The following is an 18,784-nucleotide window of genomic DNA, read 5'->3' on the forward strand; positions in this document are numbered from 1 at the left end:
GCTTATGCGGTGGTCAGACCAGGCGCGTCACCGTGTGTGCTGAGGCGATGACCTCGGGGTCGTGGCTGGCCACCAGGACCGCGGCCCCGGAGCTGGCGGCGGTGTGCATTGCCTCAATCACCGTATTGGCGGTATTGCGGTCCAGGCTGGCGGTGGGCTCGTCCAGGGCCAGGGCGGTGGGTTCCAGCAACAGGCCACGCACGATTGCCAGCCGCTGTCGCTCACCGCCGGAGAGGCTGCGCGCTTTTTGCCGCGTGGCGGCTGCCAGGCCGAAGCGTTCCAACAGCTCATTGGCGCGCTGGGTGATCTCTGCAGTGATGCCTTCGGGCATGGCGGGGATGAGCACATTGTCCAGCACGGTGAGCTCCTCGATGACTGTGGCTCCTTGGTCCACATACCCCATGTGTTGACGCCGGGCTGCGGCCAGCTGCTTGTGGTTCAGACCCACGATGGCGGACTCGGCCCAGCGCACTTCGCCTGAGGTGGGGGTCTGGGTGGCGGTGGCCACCCGCAGCAGGGAGGTCTTGCCGGAGCCGGATCGGCCGGCCAGGCAGTGCACCGCGCCCTGCGGGATGGTGAGGCTGAAATCCTGAACGATGACCCGCTCATTGCCGTCAGCCTCGGTGTAACGAATGGTCACGCCCTCCAACTCCACCGCTGGTGGACCGGTGGGCACCGGTCGTTGGACTTCGGCGCCCAGGATGTCGGCGGAGTGTTTGCGGCGTTTGAGCAATCCCCTCATGGCTATCCACCTTACACAGTTCGCTCGGGGCGGGAATGGAATTTACGACCCCTGATTGAGCCGAGTGGAGAACGGCACGGGCGCCGGGTCTTCCGAGATTGAGGAGCGTGCGCGAAGCGAGACCGCCTGCAGCACCTTGAGCGTGTCGACGTTGGGTTGAGGAGCATGCACCCTGACCGCCCAGCAGCCGACCTGTGCGGCAAGCATACTCAGTGCCGCAGTGGCGGTCTCCCGCTGTTCGGCTGGCCGAGCGGTGCCGTGCGGATCTGCGAGCAGGGTGCCAAGGAAGCCCTTGCGGGAGGCCCCGAAGAGCACCCGCTGGCCCAGCGCTGTGAACTGGTCAAGGTTGCAGATCAGCTCCCAGTTCTGCTGATGTGTCTTGGCGAAGCCAATACCGGGGTCCAGGATGATCCTCTCCGGCACCACCCCGGCGTCCACGTAGAGCTGGCGGATCTGGAGCAGTTCGGCGATCACCTCTGCAGTGACATCGGTGTACTGGGTCTTGGACTGCATGGTCTGGGGGTCGTCCCGATTATGGGTGATGACCACATCACAGCCGTAGTCTGCGATGACCTGCGGCATATGCGGATCGGTGAGCAGCCCAGAGACATCATTGATGATCAGCTCCTGAGCACGTGAGCCCGCCAGCTCCAGCACAGCCCGGGCGGTCTGCGAATGCCGAGTGTCGATGGAGAGCTGAATCGGAAGCTCCAGCAGCTCTTTGAGCACAGGAATCACTCGGCGCTGCTCTTCGGCCGGGTCCACCGGCTCGGCACCCGGCCTGGTGGATTCCCCGCCGATGTCGATGAGCTGCGCACCGTGGGTAATCAACTGGTGGGCGTGCTGGACTGCGGCCGCGGCGTCGTCGTTGTACCGTCCACCGTCAGAGAAACTGTCCGGGGTGACGTTGAGGATCCCCATCACCAAAGTGCCGACCAATTCGCCCACCTCTTTCTCGAGTGCATGATTTGTGCACTATTTTCGTCCACATAAACGCCAAATTACTGCACAAATCACGCACTCAACGCTGGGGGAGGCTAAGGACAGGCGCAGCGGGCACCTGTCAGGAGTGCAGGATGAGGCTCATCGCCTCGGACCGGGTGGCCGCACTGCGCAGGGCACCGCGGACCGCGGAGGTCACGGTCTTAGCACCGGGCTTGGCGGCCCCGCGCATGGACATGCACAGGTGCTCGGCCTCAATCACCACGATCACGCCTTGGGGCTGCAGATGTTCCATGAGCGAATCAGCTATCTGGGTGGTCAGCTGCTCCTGGACCTGGGGTCGCTTGGCGTAGATATCCACCAGCCGAGCCAGCTTGGACAGCCCGGTGACCTTGCCCTCCTCCGCGGGGATGTATCCCACATGAGCGTTGCCGTAGAAAGGCACCAGGTGGTGCTCGCACATCGAGTAGAAGGGCACATCGCGGACCAGCACCAGCTCCTGGTGGCCGATGTCGAAGGTGGTGCCGAGCAGCTCGGCCGGATCCTGCCTCAGCCCGGCGAACGCCTCCGCATAGGCCTTGGCCACCCGGGTCGGGGTCTCGCGCAGCCCTTCCCGGGCGGGGTCCTCCCCCACTGCGAGCAGGATCTCCCGGATGGCTGCCTCAATCCTGGGAAGATCTACCATTGACCGTTTCGCCTTCAATCACGATCGGACGGTTCTCGGAAGACTCCCAGACGTCCCGCTTTGGCCGCTTCTTCACGTCCTTGAAGATCTCGGCGACCTCCTTGGCGTTCAGTGTCTCCACGCGCAGCAGTTCCTCGGCCAGCCGGTCGAGCACGTCCCGGTTCTCGGTGAGCGCCCAGTAGGCCTCGTCATGGGCCTCATCGATGATGCTGCGCACCTCGGAGTCTACGATCGCGGCGAGTTCCTCGGAGTAGTCCTTGCCGGTGGTCATCTCCTTGCCCAGGAAGGGGTTGGTGTCCCCGGAGCCGAGCTTGACCGAGCCGACCTTCGCACTCATGCCGTACTCGGTGACCATCTTCCGGGCGGTCTCGGTGGCTTTCTGGATATCGTTGGCCGCTCCAGTGGAAGGGTCCTGGAAGATGATCTCCTCGGCCACCCGGCCGCCCATGGCGTAGGCGATGGTGTCCAGCAGCTCGTTGCGTGTGGTGGAGTATTTGTCATCCTCCGGGATCACCATGGTGTAGCCCAGGGCGCGGCCGCGGGGCAGGATGGTGATCTTGGTGACCGGGGCGGAGTAATTCAGTGCTGCAGCCACCAGGGCGTGGCCGCCCTCGTGGTAGGCGGTGACCTTGCGCTCGTGGTCCTTCATCAGGCGGGTGCGCTTCTGCGGGCCGGCCATCACCCGGTCGATGGCCTCATCGATGGCACGGTCGTCGATGAGGTCGGCATTGGAACGGGCGGTCAGCAGTGCAGCCTCGTTGAGCACATTGGCCAGGTCCGCACCGGTGAACCCGGGAGTTTTGCGCGCTACCTGCTGCAAGTCCAGGTCATCCACCATCGGTTTGCCCTTGGAGTGGACCTTCAGGATCTGCCTGCGGCCGGCGAAGTCAGGGGCCTCCACCGGGATCTGCCGGTCGAACCGGCCGGGGCGCAGCAGTGCAGGGTCCAGCACATCGGGCCGGTTGGTAGCCGCGATGACGATGATATTGGCGTTGGCGTCGAAGCCGTCCATTTCCACCAGCAGCTGGTTCAGGGTCTGCTCACGCTCGTCGTTGCCGCCGCCCACGCCGGCGCCACGCTGGCGGCCCACGGCGTCAATCTCGTCCACAAAGAGGATGGCCGGGGAGTTCTCCTTAGCCTGTTTGAACAGGTCGCGGACCCGGGAGGCGCCCACGCCCACGAACATCTCCACGAAGTCGGAGCCGGAGATCGAGTAGAAGGAGCCACCAGCCTCACCGGCCACCGCTTTGGCCAGCAGGGTCTTACCGGTGCCGGGCGGCCCGTAGAGCAGCACACCCTTGGGGATCTTGGCACCCAGGCGCTGGAACTTCTCTGGCTCGGAGAGGAACTCCTTGATCTCGTGCAGCTCCTCGACGGCCTCCTCGGCTCCGGCCACATCCTCGAAAGTCACCTGTGGCATGTCCTTGTCGAACATCTTGGCCTTGGACTTGCCGAACTGCATCACCCGGTTTCCGCCACCGGACATCCGCAGGATCAGCCAGATGAAGATCGCGGCGATGATCAAGAACGGAATCATGAACCCGAGCATGGACAGCAGCCAGTTGGACTGCTCCGGCTCATCGGTATAACCGTCCAGGTCGGCACCAGCGATGGACTCAGCCACAGTCTCTGCCCGAGCCTGGGAGAAGTGGAAGTGGACGGCGTCGTCGTATGTTGTGCCGTCCAGCTCGAAGGACTCTGCCAGGGTGAGGTCCACCCGTGAGTCGCCGTCGTCGATCCTGGCCTCAGCGACCCGACCCTCGTCCAGCAGCTCCATTCCCACATTAGTGTCCACGCGCTGGCCGGCGCCGGAGGAGCTGAACAGCATCGGGACGACCACAAGCAGGACCAGCACTGCCAGGAGAATCCAGAACAGCGGCCCGGTGAAGATCTTCTTGAAGTTCATGCAGCTCCGTGACGCGCGGATGATGGGGTCAGCTGTACACGGTACTAGAGCACGACGCCGCCCGGTAAACCAAGATGCCCAAAGTTCGCCTCAGGCGGAGGATGGGCACCTGGTTTCCCGCCTGAAGGCGGTGATGAGCTTCAATTGCCTCGGCGCAGCTCGAGCAAGCTCGGCTGTGCGCTCAGCCCAATCACTGGTAGACGTGGGGGGCGAGGATGCCGATGCAGTCGAGGTTGCGGTACTTCTCGGCGAAGTCCAGGCCGTAGCCGACCACGAACTTGTTCGGGATGTCGAAGCCGACGTACTTCACCTCGATCTGGACCTTGGCGGCCTCGGGCTTGCGCAGCAGGGTGCAGATCTCCACGCTGGCCGGGCCGCGGGACTCCAGGTTGGCCTTCAGCCAGCTGAGGGTCAGGCCGGAGTCGATGATGTCCTCCACGATCAGCACATGTCGGTTCATCAGATCGGCGTCGAGATCCTTCAGAATCCGCACCACGCCGGAGGACTTGGTGCCGGAGCCGTAGGAGGACACGGCCATCCAGTCCATGGCGATATGCGAGGTCAGCGCCCGGGACAGATCGGCCATGACCATCACCGCGCCCTTGAGCACCCCCACAATGAGCACGTCCTTATCGGCGTAGTCGCGATCGATATCGGCGGCGAGCTCATCGATCCGAGCCTGGATCTCATCAGCGGTGTAGAGAACTTCTTCGAGGTCGTCTTTGACGTCCTGGGAATCCATCGGTTCCGCAGTGCTCCTTGGTCTCAGCCGCGCCCGCCGATCAGCGGACGGTTCTCACCCCGATGGCGGAACAACCACCAGTTTTCCATAATCTGAGGTGCCGCGCGCACCCCGGTGAACTGTGACATACCCTGCCAACTCCACGGGCCCGGCCGAACGGCTCCCGGTGACCAACTTCTCCACCGCCGAGAGCCGCTCGAAGCTGGGATTGGCTCCGCCGGCAGCTGCCACGGCCAGGGCCAGCACGCGACGCCGGATTGCCGGGGGCTGTGCCCGCAGAGGCTTGAGCTTCAGCCGCAGTGCGCCGGCAGGATCGGGGTCCTCCAGCAGGGTGGGGAAGACCTCTTTGGCCTGGTTCTCTAGGTAGTCCGCGTCGGCGGCCGCGATCTGTGCGGTGCGGATAAGAGACTCCCGGAACGATGTCGTCAGCTCCCGCTCCAGATACGGCAGCACCTGGGTACGGACTTTGGAGCGCAGGTACCGCGGGTCAGAGTTGGCCGGATCCTCCCACCAGTCCAGGTCATGATGGCGGCAGATCGCTTCGGTGTCGGCCCGGGTCAGGTGCAGCATCGGCCTGCGGAACGGCCCGCGTGCAGGTGGGATTCCGGCCAGGGAGCGGGTCCCGGAACCGCGGGCCAAACCCAGCAGCACCTGTTCGGCCTGGTCATCAGCGGTGTGGGCCAGCAGGATCCGGGTAGCGCCGAGCTCAGTCATCGCCTGTCGGAACGCCTGGTAGCGGCCGGTCCGAGCGGCTGCCTCCGGTCCCAGTGAAGACTCCGGGTCCACATCTGCGGAGTAGATCCGCACCGGGCCCAGCCCCAGAGACTTGAGCTGGCTGACTGTTCTGCCTGAGACCTCCACACTGTCCGGGTGAAGATGGTGATCAACGACGACGCCGCCCACTTTCGCATCTGCCAGCGGGCCGGTGGTGCGCCTGTGATGCCAGGCGGCCGCCGCAGCCAGCGCCAGCGAGTCCGCCCCGCCGGAGCAGGCCACCAGGGTGAGGCCTTGAGGGTTCAGTGCTTCTCCAACAGCTTTCCGAGCACGATGGAGCGACTGAGGTGCTTTAGCCACAGCGCTGTTCCCGGCCACGGAGGAACCCCGCTCGCCTCTCGGCAAGCTTTGGCTCGCCATCACGCCTGAAGAGCGCCTTCATGGGCGCATGCCCATCCGTTCGATCCACAGGTCAGGGTCGTGCAGCTCCTTCTCGGTGGGCAGATGCTCCGGGGTTTCCCAGATGGTGTTGAACCGCTGCATGCCGATACGCTCCACAAGATGGCCCACGAACTTCTGGCCGTCGCGGTACTGAGCAGCTTTGACGTCCAGCTGCAGGAGCCTGCGGACCAGCTTCTCCAGCGGGGAGCGGTCCTTGCCGCGGTCCTCGAACCGGCGGCGGATGGTGCGCACCGTGGGCACGATGGAGGCGTCCACTGCGTCCATCACCACATTGGCGTGGCCCTCCAGCAGGCTCATCACTGCGGTGATCTGGGACATGGTCTCGCGGTCCTCGGGAGACTGGATGGCCTCCAGGAGACGGTTGCGAGGTGAAGGCTGCTCTTCGGCGGCCTTCTTCTCCTTGAGTTCGGCACGCAGGTTCTTGACCGCCTCGGCCAAGCGCTGCGGCAGCGAGTCGGCCTGACTCATGGTGGAGGTAGAGAGCGCGGTGATCTTCTCCTTCAGATACTCGGCCAGCCAAGGGGCGGCGGCGAACTGCACCCGGTGAGTCTGCTCGTGCAGGCAGACCCAGAGCCGGAAGTCGGACCGCCGCACGTTGAGCTCCCGGGCCACGTTGACAACGTTGGGGGCCACCAGCAGCAGGCGGCCGTGGGGGGCGGCGGGTGAGGAGTGGAAGGGGTCGAATTGGCCCAGCACATTGGCCGAGAGGAAGGCCAGCACTCCGCCGAGCTCAGTCCCGGTGGCGGCGGAGCCGAAGACCTGAGCGGTGGACCCTTCCTTGAGCAGCTCGGGCTTCTTTTCCGCAGCGGCCTCCAGTGCCGGGGCCAACAGCTCCCGGAAGCTGGAGGTGTTGGCGGCCGACCAACCGGGCCGGTCCACCACCAGCACCGCTCGGTCGCTTTCCGCGCCGTCCTTCCGGCGCTCCGGCTGCCCTGCTGCCTCGACTTGGATGTCCTCACCCAGCCCTTTGGCGGCGTCCAGCCCGGTGATGTTGTAGACGTGGCCGACCGAATCAGCAGCGGCCTGGCGCAGATCAGCAACCTCCTGGGCAGCTTCGGCGCGCTTGAGCTTGGGTCCGGGCGGCACCAGCCGTCCGGCAGTGGTCCGGGCGACTTCCCAGTTGATGATCAGTTCAGCGGCCGGGGTCTGTGCTTCAGGGGCGGCAGTCATACACCAATCACACCACAGGGGAACACTCAGCGGGAGTCTGGGCGGTGCCGCAGCGAGATGATTGTTCCGGTCATGAGCGCGCCCAGGGCAGGCAGGTAGAACATGCCTATGCTGAACAGCGCGAGCACCACAAAGCCGCCCAGCAGTACCAGACTGAGCAGAGGGAGTATCGCGCGGGCGGTTCCACGGGCCAGCAGCGGCAACAAGGTGATCACCACCGGGACGGCAAGCAGGATAAGAACCCATGGGCCATGTTCGGCCAGCAGCGTGACCGATTCAGTCACCCCCGGCTGACCATCCGTCTCGGTGCTGATACTGCCGGCGGGGATCAGCAGCAGAGCCAACGACGCCGCCAGGGCCAGTCCCGCGGCCAGCATGAGGAAGAAGCGGGCATGCCGGGCCGCACTGGTGGATATCCTCGGCTCGGGCCTGGTCTGGGTCTGCGTCATCTCATACCGCCTTTCTTAGAGGTCACACCGATAAGTCGTAACACAGGCACTCCGCAGTCTGTCTGCTCGCTGCAGCAGAGATTATTCGGCGTAACCTCTCTCCGATAGCGTAAACCCCATGCTCCGAAGAAGAGAAGAGCCCAGCGAGCCGGCGCCGCAGCCGCTCGACGGTCCGTGGACTGAGGATCCCGAGTTCGTGAAGCTCTATGACGTGGAGAACCAGAGGCTGTGGGATGTCGACTTCTACCTGGAACTGGTCGAGGAACTGGGCGCGAAGCGGGTGCTGGATATCGGTTGCGGAACCGGTGTGATGGCGCTGCGCCTTGCCCAGCACAGGCTGCAGGTCACCGGCGTTGATCCCGCCGACGCCATGATCGATATCGCCGAGCGACGGGTTCGGGAGGCCGGAGTGAGCAGCCGCGTGGAACTGATCCGGGGCACGACAGCCGAGACCCCGGCGTCGTCCTTCGACTTTGCGTTAATGATGGGGCACGTGGCCCAGTACTTCCTGAGCCGGGCAGAGTGGGACCAGGTGCTGGCCGACACCTACCGGGCGCTGGCGCCTGGCGGCTGGCTGGCCTTCGAATCGCGCAACCCGCAGGGCATGGCCGCCGACGCCTGGGACGAGGAGTCCACCCGGACGACCCAGCCCCACCCGGACGGCGGCGAGTTCGCCTCCTGGCTTGAGGTGGTCGGGATCGCGCACGACGATGCCGACGGACCGCTGATCACTGCACGGGGGCACAATATCTTCCCCGACGGACGGCACATCACTGCTGACGAGCCGCTGCGCTACCGTCCGCTGCCGGTGCTGCATAAGTCTCTGGAGCAGGCTGGCTTCGTGGTCGAGGAGGTCTGGGGAGACTGGGACCGCTCGCCGGTGGAACCGGACTCTCCCGAACTGATCATCCTTGCCTGCAGACCCCGCTGACCCCCCTTTTGGTTCAGTACTGTGCTTCGATAGAGTAGCTAGTGACAGATGTCGCAGTGCGGAGGTGTTTCATATGAGTGCTGAGACTGAAAACAAACAGCAGCGTCAGCTGCTCTCCGAGGCGGCCAAGGAGCCTCCGCCCAAGCCTCCGCTGGGCCCGCCGCATGATGCCTGGGCCACCGTCCTGCTGACCCTCACAGCGGCATCATTCCTCTTTTTCGCCGGCTACACCCGAGCCGAATGGAACACAGTCGGCTGGACCGGGTTCATCCTCTCGGCAGTTGCTTCGATCGGAACGGTCCAGTACTTCATCCGTGCCTATGGGTTCAAGTCCCGCCGCTGGCAGGAGGACGTGCCGACCGGGGGCTTCTTCGCTTTCTTCATTGCCTTCGGCGCTACCACGATGTTCATCACCGAGGCGATCTACCGCCAGCTCGTCGAGGAGAGCCTCTTCGCTCTGGTGATCGGCTTCCTGGGCTTAGCCACCATGCTGGTCGTCCCGGTGCGCATGGCCTTGGGCCACGCACCCAAGCCGCCGACTGAGCGGATTGCCGAAGGCTGATCCTCGTGCTCCTGCACGAGGGGGTGCTGCCGTTTATCCGGGTGATCGGCCTCACCGAGGGACGCTCACGCTCCTGCATGAGAGGGTGCTGCCTGCTGATAAGTTGCTAGGGTTGGGACATGCCAGGTTGGGCTATCGTCGCCATTGTTGCCATCATTCTGTTCAGCATCGTCCAGATCACCAGCATGGTCACCGGAAAGCAGATCCCCAGCGGCGGAGCCAGTGACGACGTCGAGGAGCTCGAGAAGCGCATCCGGGAACTCGAAGCCGGGCAGGAACGACCCGAGATCGAGCAGGAGCCGCATATTCCCAGTAAGGCTGAGGAGAATATGCACGCCGAAGACCGCTGGCGCCTGGACATGCTCGAGGCTCGGCTCGAGGAGCTTGAGAAGCAGCGTAAGCGCATGAACGACGACTCAGATGAAGCGCCCTAAGTTGGACCGCCGGTAGACTCGTCTGCTGTGACTGGCACTGACACTTCTGCGCTTCCGGACAAGGTCTCCGACATCTTCGATCCGCGCCAATGGCGGAGGGTCGAGGGCTTTGACTTCACCGATATCACCTATCATCGCCGGGTTCAGCGGGATGCGCACAACACCGTAACCGCCGATCTGCCCGCGGTCCGGATCGCCTTCGACCGACCCGAGGTGCGCAACGCCTTCCGTCCGCACACCGTGGATGAGCTCTACCGGGCCCTGGACCACGCCCGGATGACACCGGATGTGGGAGCGGTGCTGCTCACCGGCAACGGGCCCTCGCCCAAGGACGGCGGGCACTCCTTCTGCTCCGGCGGTGACCAGCGCATCCGCGGCCGCGACGGCTACCGGTATGCCTCGGGAGATTCTTCCGAGACGGTAGACCCGGCCAAGGCCGGGCGGCTGCACATCCTGGAGGTCCAGCGGCTGATTCGCACCATGCCAAAAGTGGTGATCGCAGTGGTCAACGGCTGGGCGGCCGGGGGCGGACATTCCCTGCATGTGGTCTGCGATCTGAGCCTCGCCTCTCGCCAGCACGGCAGGTTCAAGCAGACCGACGCTACGGTGGGCTCCTTCGACGCCGGCTACGGCTCCGCCCTGCTGGCCCGGCAGGTGGGCCAGAAGAAAGCCCGCGAGATTTTCTTCCTGGCCCGCGAACACTCTGCAGAAGACATGTCGGCCGCTGGTGCAGTGAATGAGGCGGTGGACCATGAGCACCTCGAAGAGGTCGCCCTGGAGTACGCCACCGATGTCGCCGCCCAGTCCCCGCAGGCCATCCGGATGCTGAAGTTCGCCTTCAACGCCCCCGACGACGGTCTGGCCGGCCAGCAGGTCTTCGCCGGTGAGGCGACCCGCATGGGATACATGACTGATGAGGCGGTGGAGGGTCGCGACGCCTTCCTACAGAAGCGACCGCCGAATTGGGCCGGCTTTCCCTATTACTTCTAAAGGGCGGCGTCGTTCTCTGACTATGACTGATTCGTGGATATTTGAAGCGCTCTCGGCGCTCGACGCCGCCCGCCGAGGTGACTGCCCACCGCTGGAGTTCCTGTCCGGTGGGCGCGGCGACCCTCCGCGTTGGATCGAGCGCCCCGATGTCAAGACAGTGTGTCAGAATCCCCCGAATAACGCCCAGGACACAGACATTCAGCGAACTTCAGCACACTATCCCGGGGAGCCAGGCCCCGAACGAGTGGTCGCGGTGGTGCAGACCTCTGGGTCCACCGGGACACCGAAACAGGCTCTGCTGGGCTGGGAGGCGTTGGAGGCGTCGGCGCAGATGACTGCTGAGGCCCTCGGCGGACACGGCCAGTGGCTGCTGGCGCTGCAGCCCAGCTATGTGGCCGGTCTGGCGGTCCTCACCCGCAGCCTGGTAGCCGGAACTGAGCCGGTAGGTCTGCTGGAGGGGACCACCGACCCGCGGCACTTCGCTGAGGCGGCCGAGCTGCTGACCCACGAGCGCCGTTACGTCTCTTTGGTCCCCACCCAGCTGCAGCGACTGTTGGAGCATCAGGGCTCGGAGGTGCTTCAGGCGCTGCGCCGGTTCGACGCGATCCTGCTGGGCGGTGGGCCCACCAGCACCGAGCTGTTCGGCCGGGCCCGGCAGCTGGGGCTCAACGTGATCCGCACCTACGGGATGGCCGAGACCTGCGGCGGCTGCGTCTACGACGGCTATCCGCTGCCCGGGGTGGCTATCAGCATCGGCACTCACGGCCGGGTGCTGCTCTCCGGGCCGATGGTCGCCCTCGGCTACCACGACGCCGCCCTCACCGCTGAACGGTTCGAGACCGACCCGGCCACCGGCCACCGGCGGTTCCGCACCGATGACCTGGGACAGCTGAGCACCCAGCGCGCGGAGGATGTGGATACCATCGCGCAGGTCACCGGAGCAGGGCATGCGGCCCAGATTGTGCCTAAACTGACGGTCACCGGACGGGCCGATGATGTGATCATCACCGGCGGGGTGAAGGTCTCCGCCGAGCAGGTCCGCCGCGCCGTGGAGTCCCATCCCAGCGTCAGGGAAGCTTTCGTAGCCGGGATCGACGACGCCGAATGGGGCCAGAAAGTAGCCGCAGCCGTCGTCCTGGGGACCGCATCCCGGCAGGGCAACACATTTGAGGAGATCGACCGGCTTGTCCGAGACCGCCTGGGCGCCCCGGCTGTGCCCAAACACTATGAGCTATTGGGTGCCCTGCCGCTGCTGCCCAACAGCAAGCCCGATCGACAGGCTCTGCTGCGGCTGCTCACGTTCGGTGGTCACCTGTGACGACAAAAAGCGCCGAAAAGGGCTCAATATGTGGTCCTAAGGGACCACCGAATGAGCTCCGGCTCGGAAAGGGGAGCCGATGGCATCGCTGAGTGAATGGGTGGCCGGTACCCGGCCACGGACTCTGCCGATGGCGGTCTGCCCGGTACTGATCGGAATGGCTGCTGCCCTGGGCCACTCCTCGGGAAGCGGCGACTGGTACGCCTATGCTCCACTGGCTGATCTGACCTACAGCCCCGGCTCCAGCGGCGTAGTCCTGCCCCAGATCGGCGCTGCGATGCTGGCCCTAGTAGTCGCACTGGCTCTGCAGATCGGCGTCAACTACGCCAACGACTATTCCGACGGGGTACGCGGCACAGACGATGTTCGGGTGGGCCCGATGAGGCTGACCGCCTCAGGTGCCGCCCAGCCCCATCAGGTCAAACGGGCCGCGTTCATCAGCTTCGGCATCGCCTGTCTGGCCGGGCTGGGCATCGTGGTGATGATCCAAGCATGGTGGCTGCTGCCGGTAGGGGTGGTCTGTGTGCTGGCCGCCTGGTGGTACACCGGCGGGAAGAATCCCTACGGATACCTGGGACTGGGCGAAGTGATGGTATTCGTGTTCTTCGGCCTGGTAGCCACCCTTGGGACCGCCTTCGCCGTGGCTGCGGCCAGCGAGCTCCATGGCGGCGGCGGTCACTTTCCCCTACTTACCGCCAGCATCGGTGCCATCTCACACGGGCTGATCGCCTCAGCCCTGCTGATGGCCAATAATGTGCGGGACATCCCCACCGACCGGGAGGCAGGGAAGATGACCCTGGCTGTCCGTCTTGGTCAGACCCGCGCACGGTGGGGATACGCGATCATGATCGGGGTGGCCATGGCCATTCCGCTGGCTCTGACCCTGCAGGGCCCGCAGAGCCCGTGGTTCCTGCTGGTGCTGCTGTCCTGGCCGCTGTGCATCAGGCCCATCACCACTATGGTCCGGAGACCGCAGCTGACTCGCGGTCCGGCACTGATCCCCGTGCTCCAGCAGACCGGAACCCTGGGCCTGGCTTTCGCAGTCAGTTACTCAGCGGCCCTGCTGTTGAGCTGACTAGCGTATCTGATAAACCGACGCCGTAGCGAGCAGGTGCTGCACGATGTGTCTGGCAAGCTGAGCGAGGCAGGAAATGCCAGAGGCATTTTTGACCGAGTGAGGCGCAGTCCAGGTGCCCGTCCAGCACCGCGCAAGTTGAGAGAGCCGGGACCCGCTCCACCTAGTGGTGGTGCGGGAAGCGAACGAACGAGGTGAGAGGTTTGTCAGACACGCCTTAGTTCCCGCGGCGGGAACGGACTCCCCGACCTCATTGGTTCCGCGCGCACGGTCACAGGTGAGTGCGTTTGCTGGACCTCGGCCGGGCCAGGTCAGGGAACCCAGCTGGTTCTCTGGCGTGACCAGCTGCGCTGGCCATCACTACGACTCGCTCAGGCGGCGGTGGGATCTTCCGGCGGTTCAGCGTCCCGGCCGGCCGCGGCGTCGTCGTCGTTCTTCTGTTTGCGGCGCTGCTCGGCTGCCCGCTTCTTGCGCTCCTCTTCGGCGCGTTTGCGAGCCTCCTCCTCACGGCGCTCAGCACGACGGCGCTCAAACTCAATAGTGCGCAGGAACTCGGGATCATCATCTGGGGCAACCGGGCCCTTGCGCGGGCGCCCATCGCCACCATCGCCACCGCCGCGAGCCTTGCCGAAGCCCAGCCACAGCCCAGCACCCAGCAAAGGCAGCAGCAGGATGATGAAGAACCAGGCGATCTTCGGCAGCACCCGGACCTTGTGCTTAGGCGTGATGATGCAGTCCACCGCACAGTAGATCAGCAGACCGAGGGCAATGACGCCCAGACCCATGAAAACCCGAACCATGTCTCCAGGGTAGTGGACTTAGAGGGGATGGCGCCCACGGTTCCGCTCCGCGCTGAGCGGTCAGGACTCAACCCGCAGGCTCAGAGCACTGGCTCAACGCTCGTCACGGCGCAGCTCCTGCCGAATCGCCCGCTGCTGGGCGTCCACTTCCTCGTGGAAGGCCTCGGCCAGCTCATCCTCAGCGGCGTTGTCAGTAGTCTCAGCCGAGGAGCGACGACGCCGCCCGAACCACCCGGCCAGCTGCTCAGCAGCAGCCAGCCGCCAGGTGTTGAAGAACAGGTAGCCCACCGCCCCGGAGATGATGAACCCTACCGCCAGGGCCACCAGCATCCGCGGCAGCAGATCAAAGGGAACTGCGGTATAGGCGGCGAAGAATCCCAGGGCGAAGATCCCCAGGCGCAGCACGGTGTAGCGCAGGAATGCCATCAGAGAACCTCTACTCAGGCAGTCCTGCGTAGGAGTGCATGCCGGGGAACCAGATGTTGACCACCGTGTAGTTGATGATGATGCAGATGAAGCCGATGATGGACAGCCAGGCCGCCCGGTTTCCAGTCCAGCCTCGGGTGGCACGGGCGTGCAGATAGCCGGCGTAGACCACCCAGATCACAAAGGTCCAGACCTCTTTGGGGTCCCAGCCCCAGTAGCGGCCCCAGGATTCGTTGGCCCAGATGGCGCCGGTGATCAGCGGGCCTAAGGTCCAGAACACGAAGCCCACCGCGTTGATCCGGTAAACCCAGGACTCCAGAGAGAAGGCGCTGGGCACCAGCCGCATGAACTGGGCCTTGGCCAGTCCGCGTTCGAACCCGCCCTTGGGCGCGGTAGCCAGGGCATGTTCGCGGCGGGATTGGACCAGCTGCAGGATGTTCATCGCAAACGTCAGGGTGAACAGGGCCATGGCCAGCACCGCGAGGGTGACATGAATGGCGATCCAAGGGCTCTGCAGGGCCGGCTGCACGTGGCCGATAGGGGTGGGGAACCCGATGGTAGCGGCGACCATCATGGTCACCACCAGCCCGATCACAAAGATGCCAAGGAACCGCAGGTCGCGCCGGATGAGAACAGCTAGGTAGACCACTGCGACCACCAGGGCGGCGGCGGTGAGGAACTCAAACATATTCCCCATCGGCCAACGGGAGGCTGCGATCCCGCGGGAAACCACCGCGAAGGCGTGTGCTGCGGCAGCCACCGCGGTCAACGCTACGGCCACATTAGCCAGCGGCCGGCGAGTACCCACATAGGCCAGATCGTCATCGACCAGCTCCGAATCAGGAAGAGACGGCGCCCGATTGAGCCGAGAGGGGACCGGAGCTTGCTCCGAGTCTTCCGAGGCGATTGAGGGTTCGAGCGCCGAAGGCGCGAACGCCACAGGGGCCTCTGCGTCGACAGCACCGCCGCCTGCCCCCACCAGTTGGCGGGAGCGCTCTGCCTGCTGCTCGGCAGACAGTTCAGCCTCCACCCGTTTGATCGTTGCGGAGCTGCGGGCGGTGTCTACAGTGAACAGGATGAACGCCAAAGTGTAGATGGACGCGCTGATCAGCATAAACAGCTCGGAGTACTCCGCCAGTTCCACGTTGATCGGTGGCAGCTGCGCGCTTGTGGGGGCTGGGGAGAGCAATGGGCTCATCAGGGATTCTCCTCAGGGGGTCGGACCGGCCAGATCTTCTCAAACTGGGTGCGCAGGGCAATGTTCTCATCACGCAACCGGAAGTCCTCGCCGCGGGCCAGCAGCCCGTATTTCACCAGTGTACGCCCGTGCTCATTCTGCTCCACGGTCACCCAGGCGCGGCGGCGGCGTAGAAAGAGGCTGGCCATCAGCCCGGCGGTGGCGGTCAGCGCGAAGACCAGGATCCAGGTGGTGCCGGGGTTGTAGGTGATGTCCAGGGCGATATAGTCCTGTACTCCTTCGAACTCGATGGAGCCCAGGCCGTCGGGCAGCTCATGGGTTTCCCCCGGGGCCAGCACGATTCCGCCGTGCTCGGAGTCCCGTGAGTTCAGCTCGGTGAGGTTATCAGTGTCCAGCACGTAGACGTTCTGCGGGATGCCGTCGTCCAGGCCGAGATCCCCGTAGTAGGAGTTCAGGTGCAGTTCGGGATTATGCAGCTCCGGGTCCACGGAGACGGCCATACCGTCGCCGGTGTCATGGGCGGTGGGCAGGAACAGGCCCACGAAGCCCAGCTGCTCGGGGTGGGCGTCAGGCGCCTTGATCACCATCATCGAGGTGTAGACCGAATCGTCGGGGCGGGTGATCACCGGCCCGGAGAAGGCCACTTCCCCCTCCCCGTCGCGCACGGTGACCACCGGGGCGTAGCCGTTGCCGGGCAGGTAGACATTGGCCCCGCCCAGATTCAGCGGGCTGTTGACCTTCAGCTCGGTCTGCTCCAGCTCGGCATCCGGGCCCTCCTGGACGGTGACATGGGCGGTGAAGTCCAGGGCCTGCCCATAGTGCGGGTTCGGCTCACCGTCGATGAGCTGCCGGTCGAAGGCACGCTCAAAGCTGTCCAGCTGGACGGAGAAGGGCTCCAGATCGTCCTCGCTGAACCAGGTGCCGGGGTAGAAGTTGTCATAGGCGACCAGGGCGTTGACGAAGCCTTCGTCCTCGACAAGCACCTTCTGCCCGCGATAGCTGAACATCTCACCTGCCGCCACGAAGACCAGCACGCCCACCAGAGAGACGTGGAAGAGGATATTTCCGATCTCCTTGAGGTAACCCTTCTCAGCACCGACCGACCCGGTTCGCTCACCTCCCGAAGAATCCCCCGAACTTTCCGGGTCCCCGTTCGCTCCCTTACCGGGGCGGATCTCTGTCCTATAGCGACGACGCCGCAGCACTTTCTCGGCATCGGCGAGTGCAGTTGCCGGGTCGGGTCCCTCAGCCTCCAGCTCCAGCGCGCCGTATTCGGGCAGCCGTTCCAGCCGCTGCGGGGTGCGCGGGGGCGCCGAGGTTATCTGCTGGTAGTGCTTGCGGGACCGGGGGATGATGCAGCCGATCAGCGAGATGAACAGCAGCAGGTAGATCGCGGAGAACCACACCGAGGAGTAGACGTCGAAGAACTGGAAGAAGTCCAGGATCGGCCCCAGGGTGGGGCGCTCCTCGATATAGGTGGAGACAGCGAAGGCGTCCTGGACCCGCTGTGGGAAGACCGAGCCGGGCACCGCCGCAACGGCCAGCAGCAGCAGAAGCATCAGCGCGGTGCGCATGGAGGTCAGCTGGGTCCAGGCCCAGCGCAGCATCCCGGTCAAGCCCAGTGCAGGTGCAGTGACATCCTGTTTCCGGATCCCGGCTGAGCCGCTGCTGACCATGCCTTCGTTGAGCGCATCCTCACGTGCATTATCCCGGTGCGCCGAGGGCTGCACAGGAACGGGGGCGGCGTCGTTGTTTCTGCGGCTCATATGGGCATCACGATCTCGGATTGGAACCAGTCCTGCAGCGCCCACACCCAGGTGTTCCAGATACCAGTGACCATCAGCACCCCGATCAGGATGAGCATGGCACCGCCGGCGCGCATCACGGTGAGCTTGTGCCGCTTGAAGAAGTCCAGGGCCCGCATGCCGCGCTGCAGCCCGAGGCTGATCAGGATGAACGGCACCCCGAGTCCGAGGCAGTAGACGAATACCAGTAGGGCGCCGCGAGCGTGCTCGGCTCCGGAGGGATTGCCCAGCACCATGGCGAGCACTGCAGCCAGGGTGGGGCCCATGCAGGGCGCCCAGCCGATGCCGAAGGTGGCGCCCAGCAGCGGGGCACCCAGCAGACCGTCGGGCGGGCGGCGGTGGATTTTGGCCTCCTGCTGGAAGAAGCTGAAGGCGCCCATGAAGATCAGTCCCATCAGGATGACCACTCCGCCGAGTACCTGGGTGACCCAGCCGCCTTCGAAGCGCAGCCAGGCAGTGGCCTGGACGAACACCGCGCCGATGAGCAGGAACACCACGGAAAACCCGAGCACGAACAGGGTGGCGCCCAGCACCATGCGGGAGCGGGCGCGGTCGGCCAGCTCTGCCCCGGACAGCCCGGTCACGTAGCCGAGGTAGCCGGGCACCAGCGGAAGAACGCAGGGGGAAAGGAAGGAGACCAGTCCGGCCAGCAGGGCCACCGGTGCGGCCAGCAGCAGGGAGCCGTCGGCGGCAATCTCCGCGAAGGGGTTGTTCCCCATCAGGCCTCTTCGAGCGCGGTGCTGATCAGGGCGCGCAGCGTGCCCGGTTCCACGATGCCGCTGATGCTTGCCGAGACCCGACCTTGGCGGTCCAGCACCAGGGTGGTGGGCACCGCGGAGGGGTGCACATAGCCGGTCATGGACATCAGCACGGTGCCGCTGCGGTCTTCCATGGAGGGGTAGGTGATGCCGAAGGTGCGCTCGAAGGCCTCCGCAGTGGCCTGGGTGTCGCGGGTGTTGACCCCGTAGAACTGCACCCCGTCCGGCTCGAACTCCTCGTGGATGGCCTGCAGGTCGGGGGCCTCCACCCGGCAGGGGGCGCAGGCGGCGTACCAGAAGTTGATCACGGTGACCTCGCCCTGAAAGGTCTCCGGGGTGACCGACTCGCCCTGAAAGGTCTCAGACTCGAAAGCCACGGATTCGCCACGGCTGTCCGGGGCGAACTCTTGGACCGAACCGTCACCGGCGACGTAGTTGGTGCCGTCATTGGAGGCGCGCTGGGCCAGATCGTCATTGCCGCTGGAGCCGCAGCCGGTCAGTGCCAGGGCAGAGATCAGCGCCGCCGCAGCTGCTGTACGCAGCGGGCGCCCGATTGAGCCGAGCGGAGACCAGCGCTTGCGCTGCGGCTCCTGAGGAGATTCAGGAGCGCTAACGGAGCGAGGACGACGTCGGGGCGGGTGAGCAGAACGCATCACCGCACAATTCTACAGTTTT

The 18,784-nt window shown here is 65.0% G+C and carries 20 protein-coding genes; 6 read left to right on the forward strand and 14 right to left on the reverse strand.

The window, feature by feature from the left end:
• Nucleotides 1-13: 13 nt before the first annotated feature.
• The 8 genes from F0311_RS10565 to F0311_RS10600 all read right to left on the reverse strand — a co-directional run bounded on the left by F0311_RS10565 (nucleotide 14) and on the right by F0311_RS10600 (nucleotide 7,812).
• Entirely contained in the window at nucleotides 14-742 is a 729-nt protein-coding gene (locus tag F0311_RS10565) for an ABC transporter ATP-binding protein (RefSeq protein WP_150461896.1), read from the reverse strand.
• A gap of 42 nt (nucleotides 743-784) precedes the next feature.
• Entirely contained in the window at nucleotides 785-1,690 is a 906-nt protein-coding gene (gene folP, locus F0311_RS10570) for a dihydropteroate synthase (RefSeq protein WP_223881266.1), read from the reverse strand.
• A gap of 115 nt (nucleotides 1,691-1,805) precedes the next feature.
• A complete protein-coding gene (folE, locus tag F0311_RS10575) occupies nucleotides 1,806-2,369 on the reverse strand; it encodes a GTP cyclohydrolase I FolE (protein WP_150461897.1) in 564 nt (187 codons plus the stop codon).
• Complete coding sequence (gene ftsH, locus F0311_RS10580) at nucleotides 2,347-4,275, reverse strand: ATP-dependent zinc metalloprotease FtsH (protein WP_150461898.1); 1,929 nt, start codon at nucleotides 4,273-4,275, stop codon at nucleotides 2,347-2,349. Before ftsH ends, folE begins: the two co-directional genes overlap by 23 nt.
• Before the next feature lie 190 nt (nucleotides 4,276-4,465).
• Nucleotides 4,466-5,017 carry a hypoxanthine phosphoribosyltransferase gene (gene hpt, locus F0311_RS10585; protein WP_150461899.1) on the reverse strand — a complete coding sequence of 184 codons (552 nt, stop codon included), beginning with the start codon at nucleotides 5,015-5,017 and terminating at the stop codon, nucleotides 4,466-4,468.
• A gap of 54 nt (nucleotides 5,018-5,071) precedes the next feature.
• A complete protein-coding gene (gene tilS, locus F0311_RS10590) occupies nucleotides 5,072-6,091 on the reverse strand; it encodes a tRNA lysidine(34) synthetase TilS (protein ID WP_150461900.1) in 1,020 nt (339 codons plus the stop codon).
• A 78-nt stretch (nucleotides 6,092-6,169) separates the two neighbouring features.
• The gene (locus F0311_RS10595; RefSeq protein ID WP_150461901.1) at nucleotides 6,170-7,363 is read right to left on the reverse strand and encodes a zinc-dependent metalloprotease; all 1,194 of its coding nucleotides are present in this window, start codon (nucleotides 7,361-7,363) and stop codon (nucleotides 6,170-6,172) included.
• 26 nt (nucleotides 7,364-7,389) lie between these two features.
• Nucleotides 7,390-7,812 carry a hypothetical protein gene (locus tag F0311_RS10600; protein WP_150461902.1) on the reverse strand — a complete coding sequence of 141 codons (423 nt, stop codon included), beginning with the start codon at nucleotides 7,810-7,812 and terminating at the stop codon, nucleotides 7,390-7,392.
• A gap of 118 nt (nucleotides 7,813-7,930) precedes the next feature.
• On the opposite strand from F0311_RS10600, the gene F0311_RS10605 reads away from it, so the two are divergent.
• The 6 genes from F0311_RS10605 (at nucleotide 7,931) to F0311_RS10630 (ending at nucleotide 13,122) form a co-directional block, all read left to right on the forward strand.
• Nucleotides 7,931-8,743, forward strand: a complete 813-nt coding sequence (locus F0311_RS10605) for a class I SAM-dependent methyltransferase (RefSeq protein WP_150461903.1) — start codon at nucleotides 7,931-7,933, stop codon at nucleotides 8,741-8,743.
• Between the two features lie 73 nt (nucleotides 8,744-8,816).
• A complete protein-coding gene (locus F0311_RS10610; RefSeq protein WP_150461904.1) occupies nucleotides 8,817-9,305 on the forward strand; it encodes a hypothetical protein in 489 nt (162 codons plus the stop codon).
• 119 nt (nucleotides 9,306-9,424) lie between these two features.
• Nucleotides 9,425-9,739 (forward strand): V-type ATPase 116kDa subunit family protein, encoded by a 315-nt coding sequence (locus F0311_RS10615; protein WP_150461905.1) that lies wholly within the window; start codon nucleotides 9,425-9,427, stop codon nucleotides 9,737-9,739.
• A 27-nt stretch (nucleotides 9,740-9,766) separates the two neighbouring features.
• Nucleotides 9,767-10,729: a 1,4-dihydroxy-2-naphthoyl-CoA synthase gene (locus F0311_RS10620; RefSeq protein WP_150461906.1), complete on the forward strand. Its 963-nt coding sequence runs from the start codon at nucleotides 9,767-9,769 to the stop codon at nucleotides 10,727-10,729.
• Nucleotides 10,730-10,751: 22 nt separating this feature from the next.
• Nucleotides 10,752-12,047, forward strand: a complete 1,296-nt coding sequence (locus tag F0311_RS10625) for an AMP-binding protein (protein WP_223881267.1) — start codon at nucleotides 10,752-10,754, stop codon at nucleotides 12,045-12,047.
• 79 nt (nucleotides 12,048-12,126) lie between these two features.
• Complete coding sequence (locus tag F0311_RS10630; RefSeq protein ID WP_150461907.1) at nucleotides 12,127-13,122, forward strand: 1,4-dihydroxy-2-naphthoate polyprenyltransferase; 996 nt, start codon at nucleotides 12,127-12,129, stop codon at nucleotides 13,120-13,122.
• A 371-nt stretch (nucleotides 13,123-13,493) separates the two neighbouring features.
• On the opposite strand, the gene F0311_RS10635 is transcribed toward F0311_RS10630, so the two are convergent.
• The 6 genes from F0311_RS10635 to F0311_RS10660 form a co-directional block, all read right to left on the reverse strand.
• On the reverse strand, nucleotides 13,494-13,922 hold the full coding sequence (locus tag F0311_RS10635; protein WP_150461908.1) for a PLDc N-terminal domain-containing protein: 429 nt from the start codon (nucleotides 13,920-13,922) through the stop codon (nucleotides 13,494-13,496).
• Nucleotides 13,923-14,015: 93 nt separating this feature from the next.
• Nucleotides 14,016-14,348 carry a DUF4229 domain-containing protein gene (locus F0311_RS10640; RefSeq protein ID WP_150461909.1) on the reverse strand — a complete coding sequence of 111 codons (333 nt, stop codon included), beginning with the start codon at nucleotides 14,346-14,348 and terminating at the stop codon, nucleotides 14,016-14,018.
• 10 nt (nucleotides 14,349-14,358) lie between these two features.
• Nucleotides 14,359-15,546 carry a c-type cytochrome biogenesis protein CcsB gene (gene ccsB / locus F0311_RS10645; protein WP_150461910.1) on the reverse strand — a complete coding sequence of 396 codons (1,188 nt, stop codon included), beginning with the start codon at nucleotides 15,544-15,546 and terminating at the stop codon, nucleotides 14,359-14,361.
• On the reverse strand, nucleotides 15,546-17,312 hold the full coding sequence (resB, locus tag F0311_RS10650; RefSeq protein WP_317982610.1) for a cytochrome c biogenesis protein ResB: 1,767 nt from the start codon (nucleotides 17,310-17,312) through the stop codon (nucleotides 15,546-15,548). The genes ccsB and resB overlap by 1 nt, the downstream gene beginning before the upstream one ends.
• Entirely contained in the window at nucleotides 17,309-18,070 is a 762-nt protein-coding gene (locus F0311_RS10655; RefSeq protein ID WP_150461911.1) for a cytochrome c biogenesis CcdA family protein, read from the reverse strand. Before F0311_RS10655 ends, resB begins: the two co-directional genes overlap by 4 nt.
• Entirely contained in the window at nucleotides 18,070-18,762 is a 693-nt protein-coding gene (locus F0311_RS10660; protein WP_150462030.1) for a TlpA family protein disulfide reductase, read from the reverse strand. The genes F0311_RS10655 and F0311_RS10660 overlap by 1 nt, the downstream gene beginning before the upstream one ends.
• Between the last annotated feature and the right edge of the window lie 22 nt (nucleotides 18,763-18,784).

The sequence above is a fragment of the Nesterenkonia ebinurensis genome (assembly GCF_008711175.1).
GTDB classification, from domain to species: domain Bacteria; phylum Actinomycetota; class Actinomycetes; order Actinomycetales; family Micrococcaceae; genus Nesterenkonia; species Nesterenkonia ebinurensis.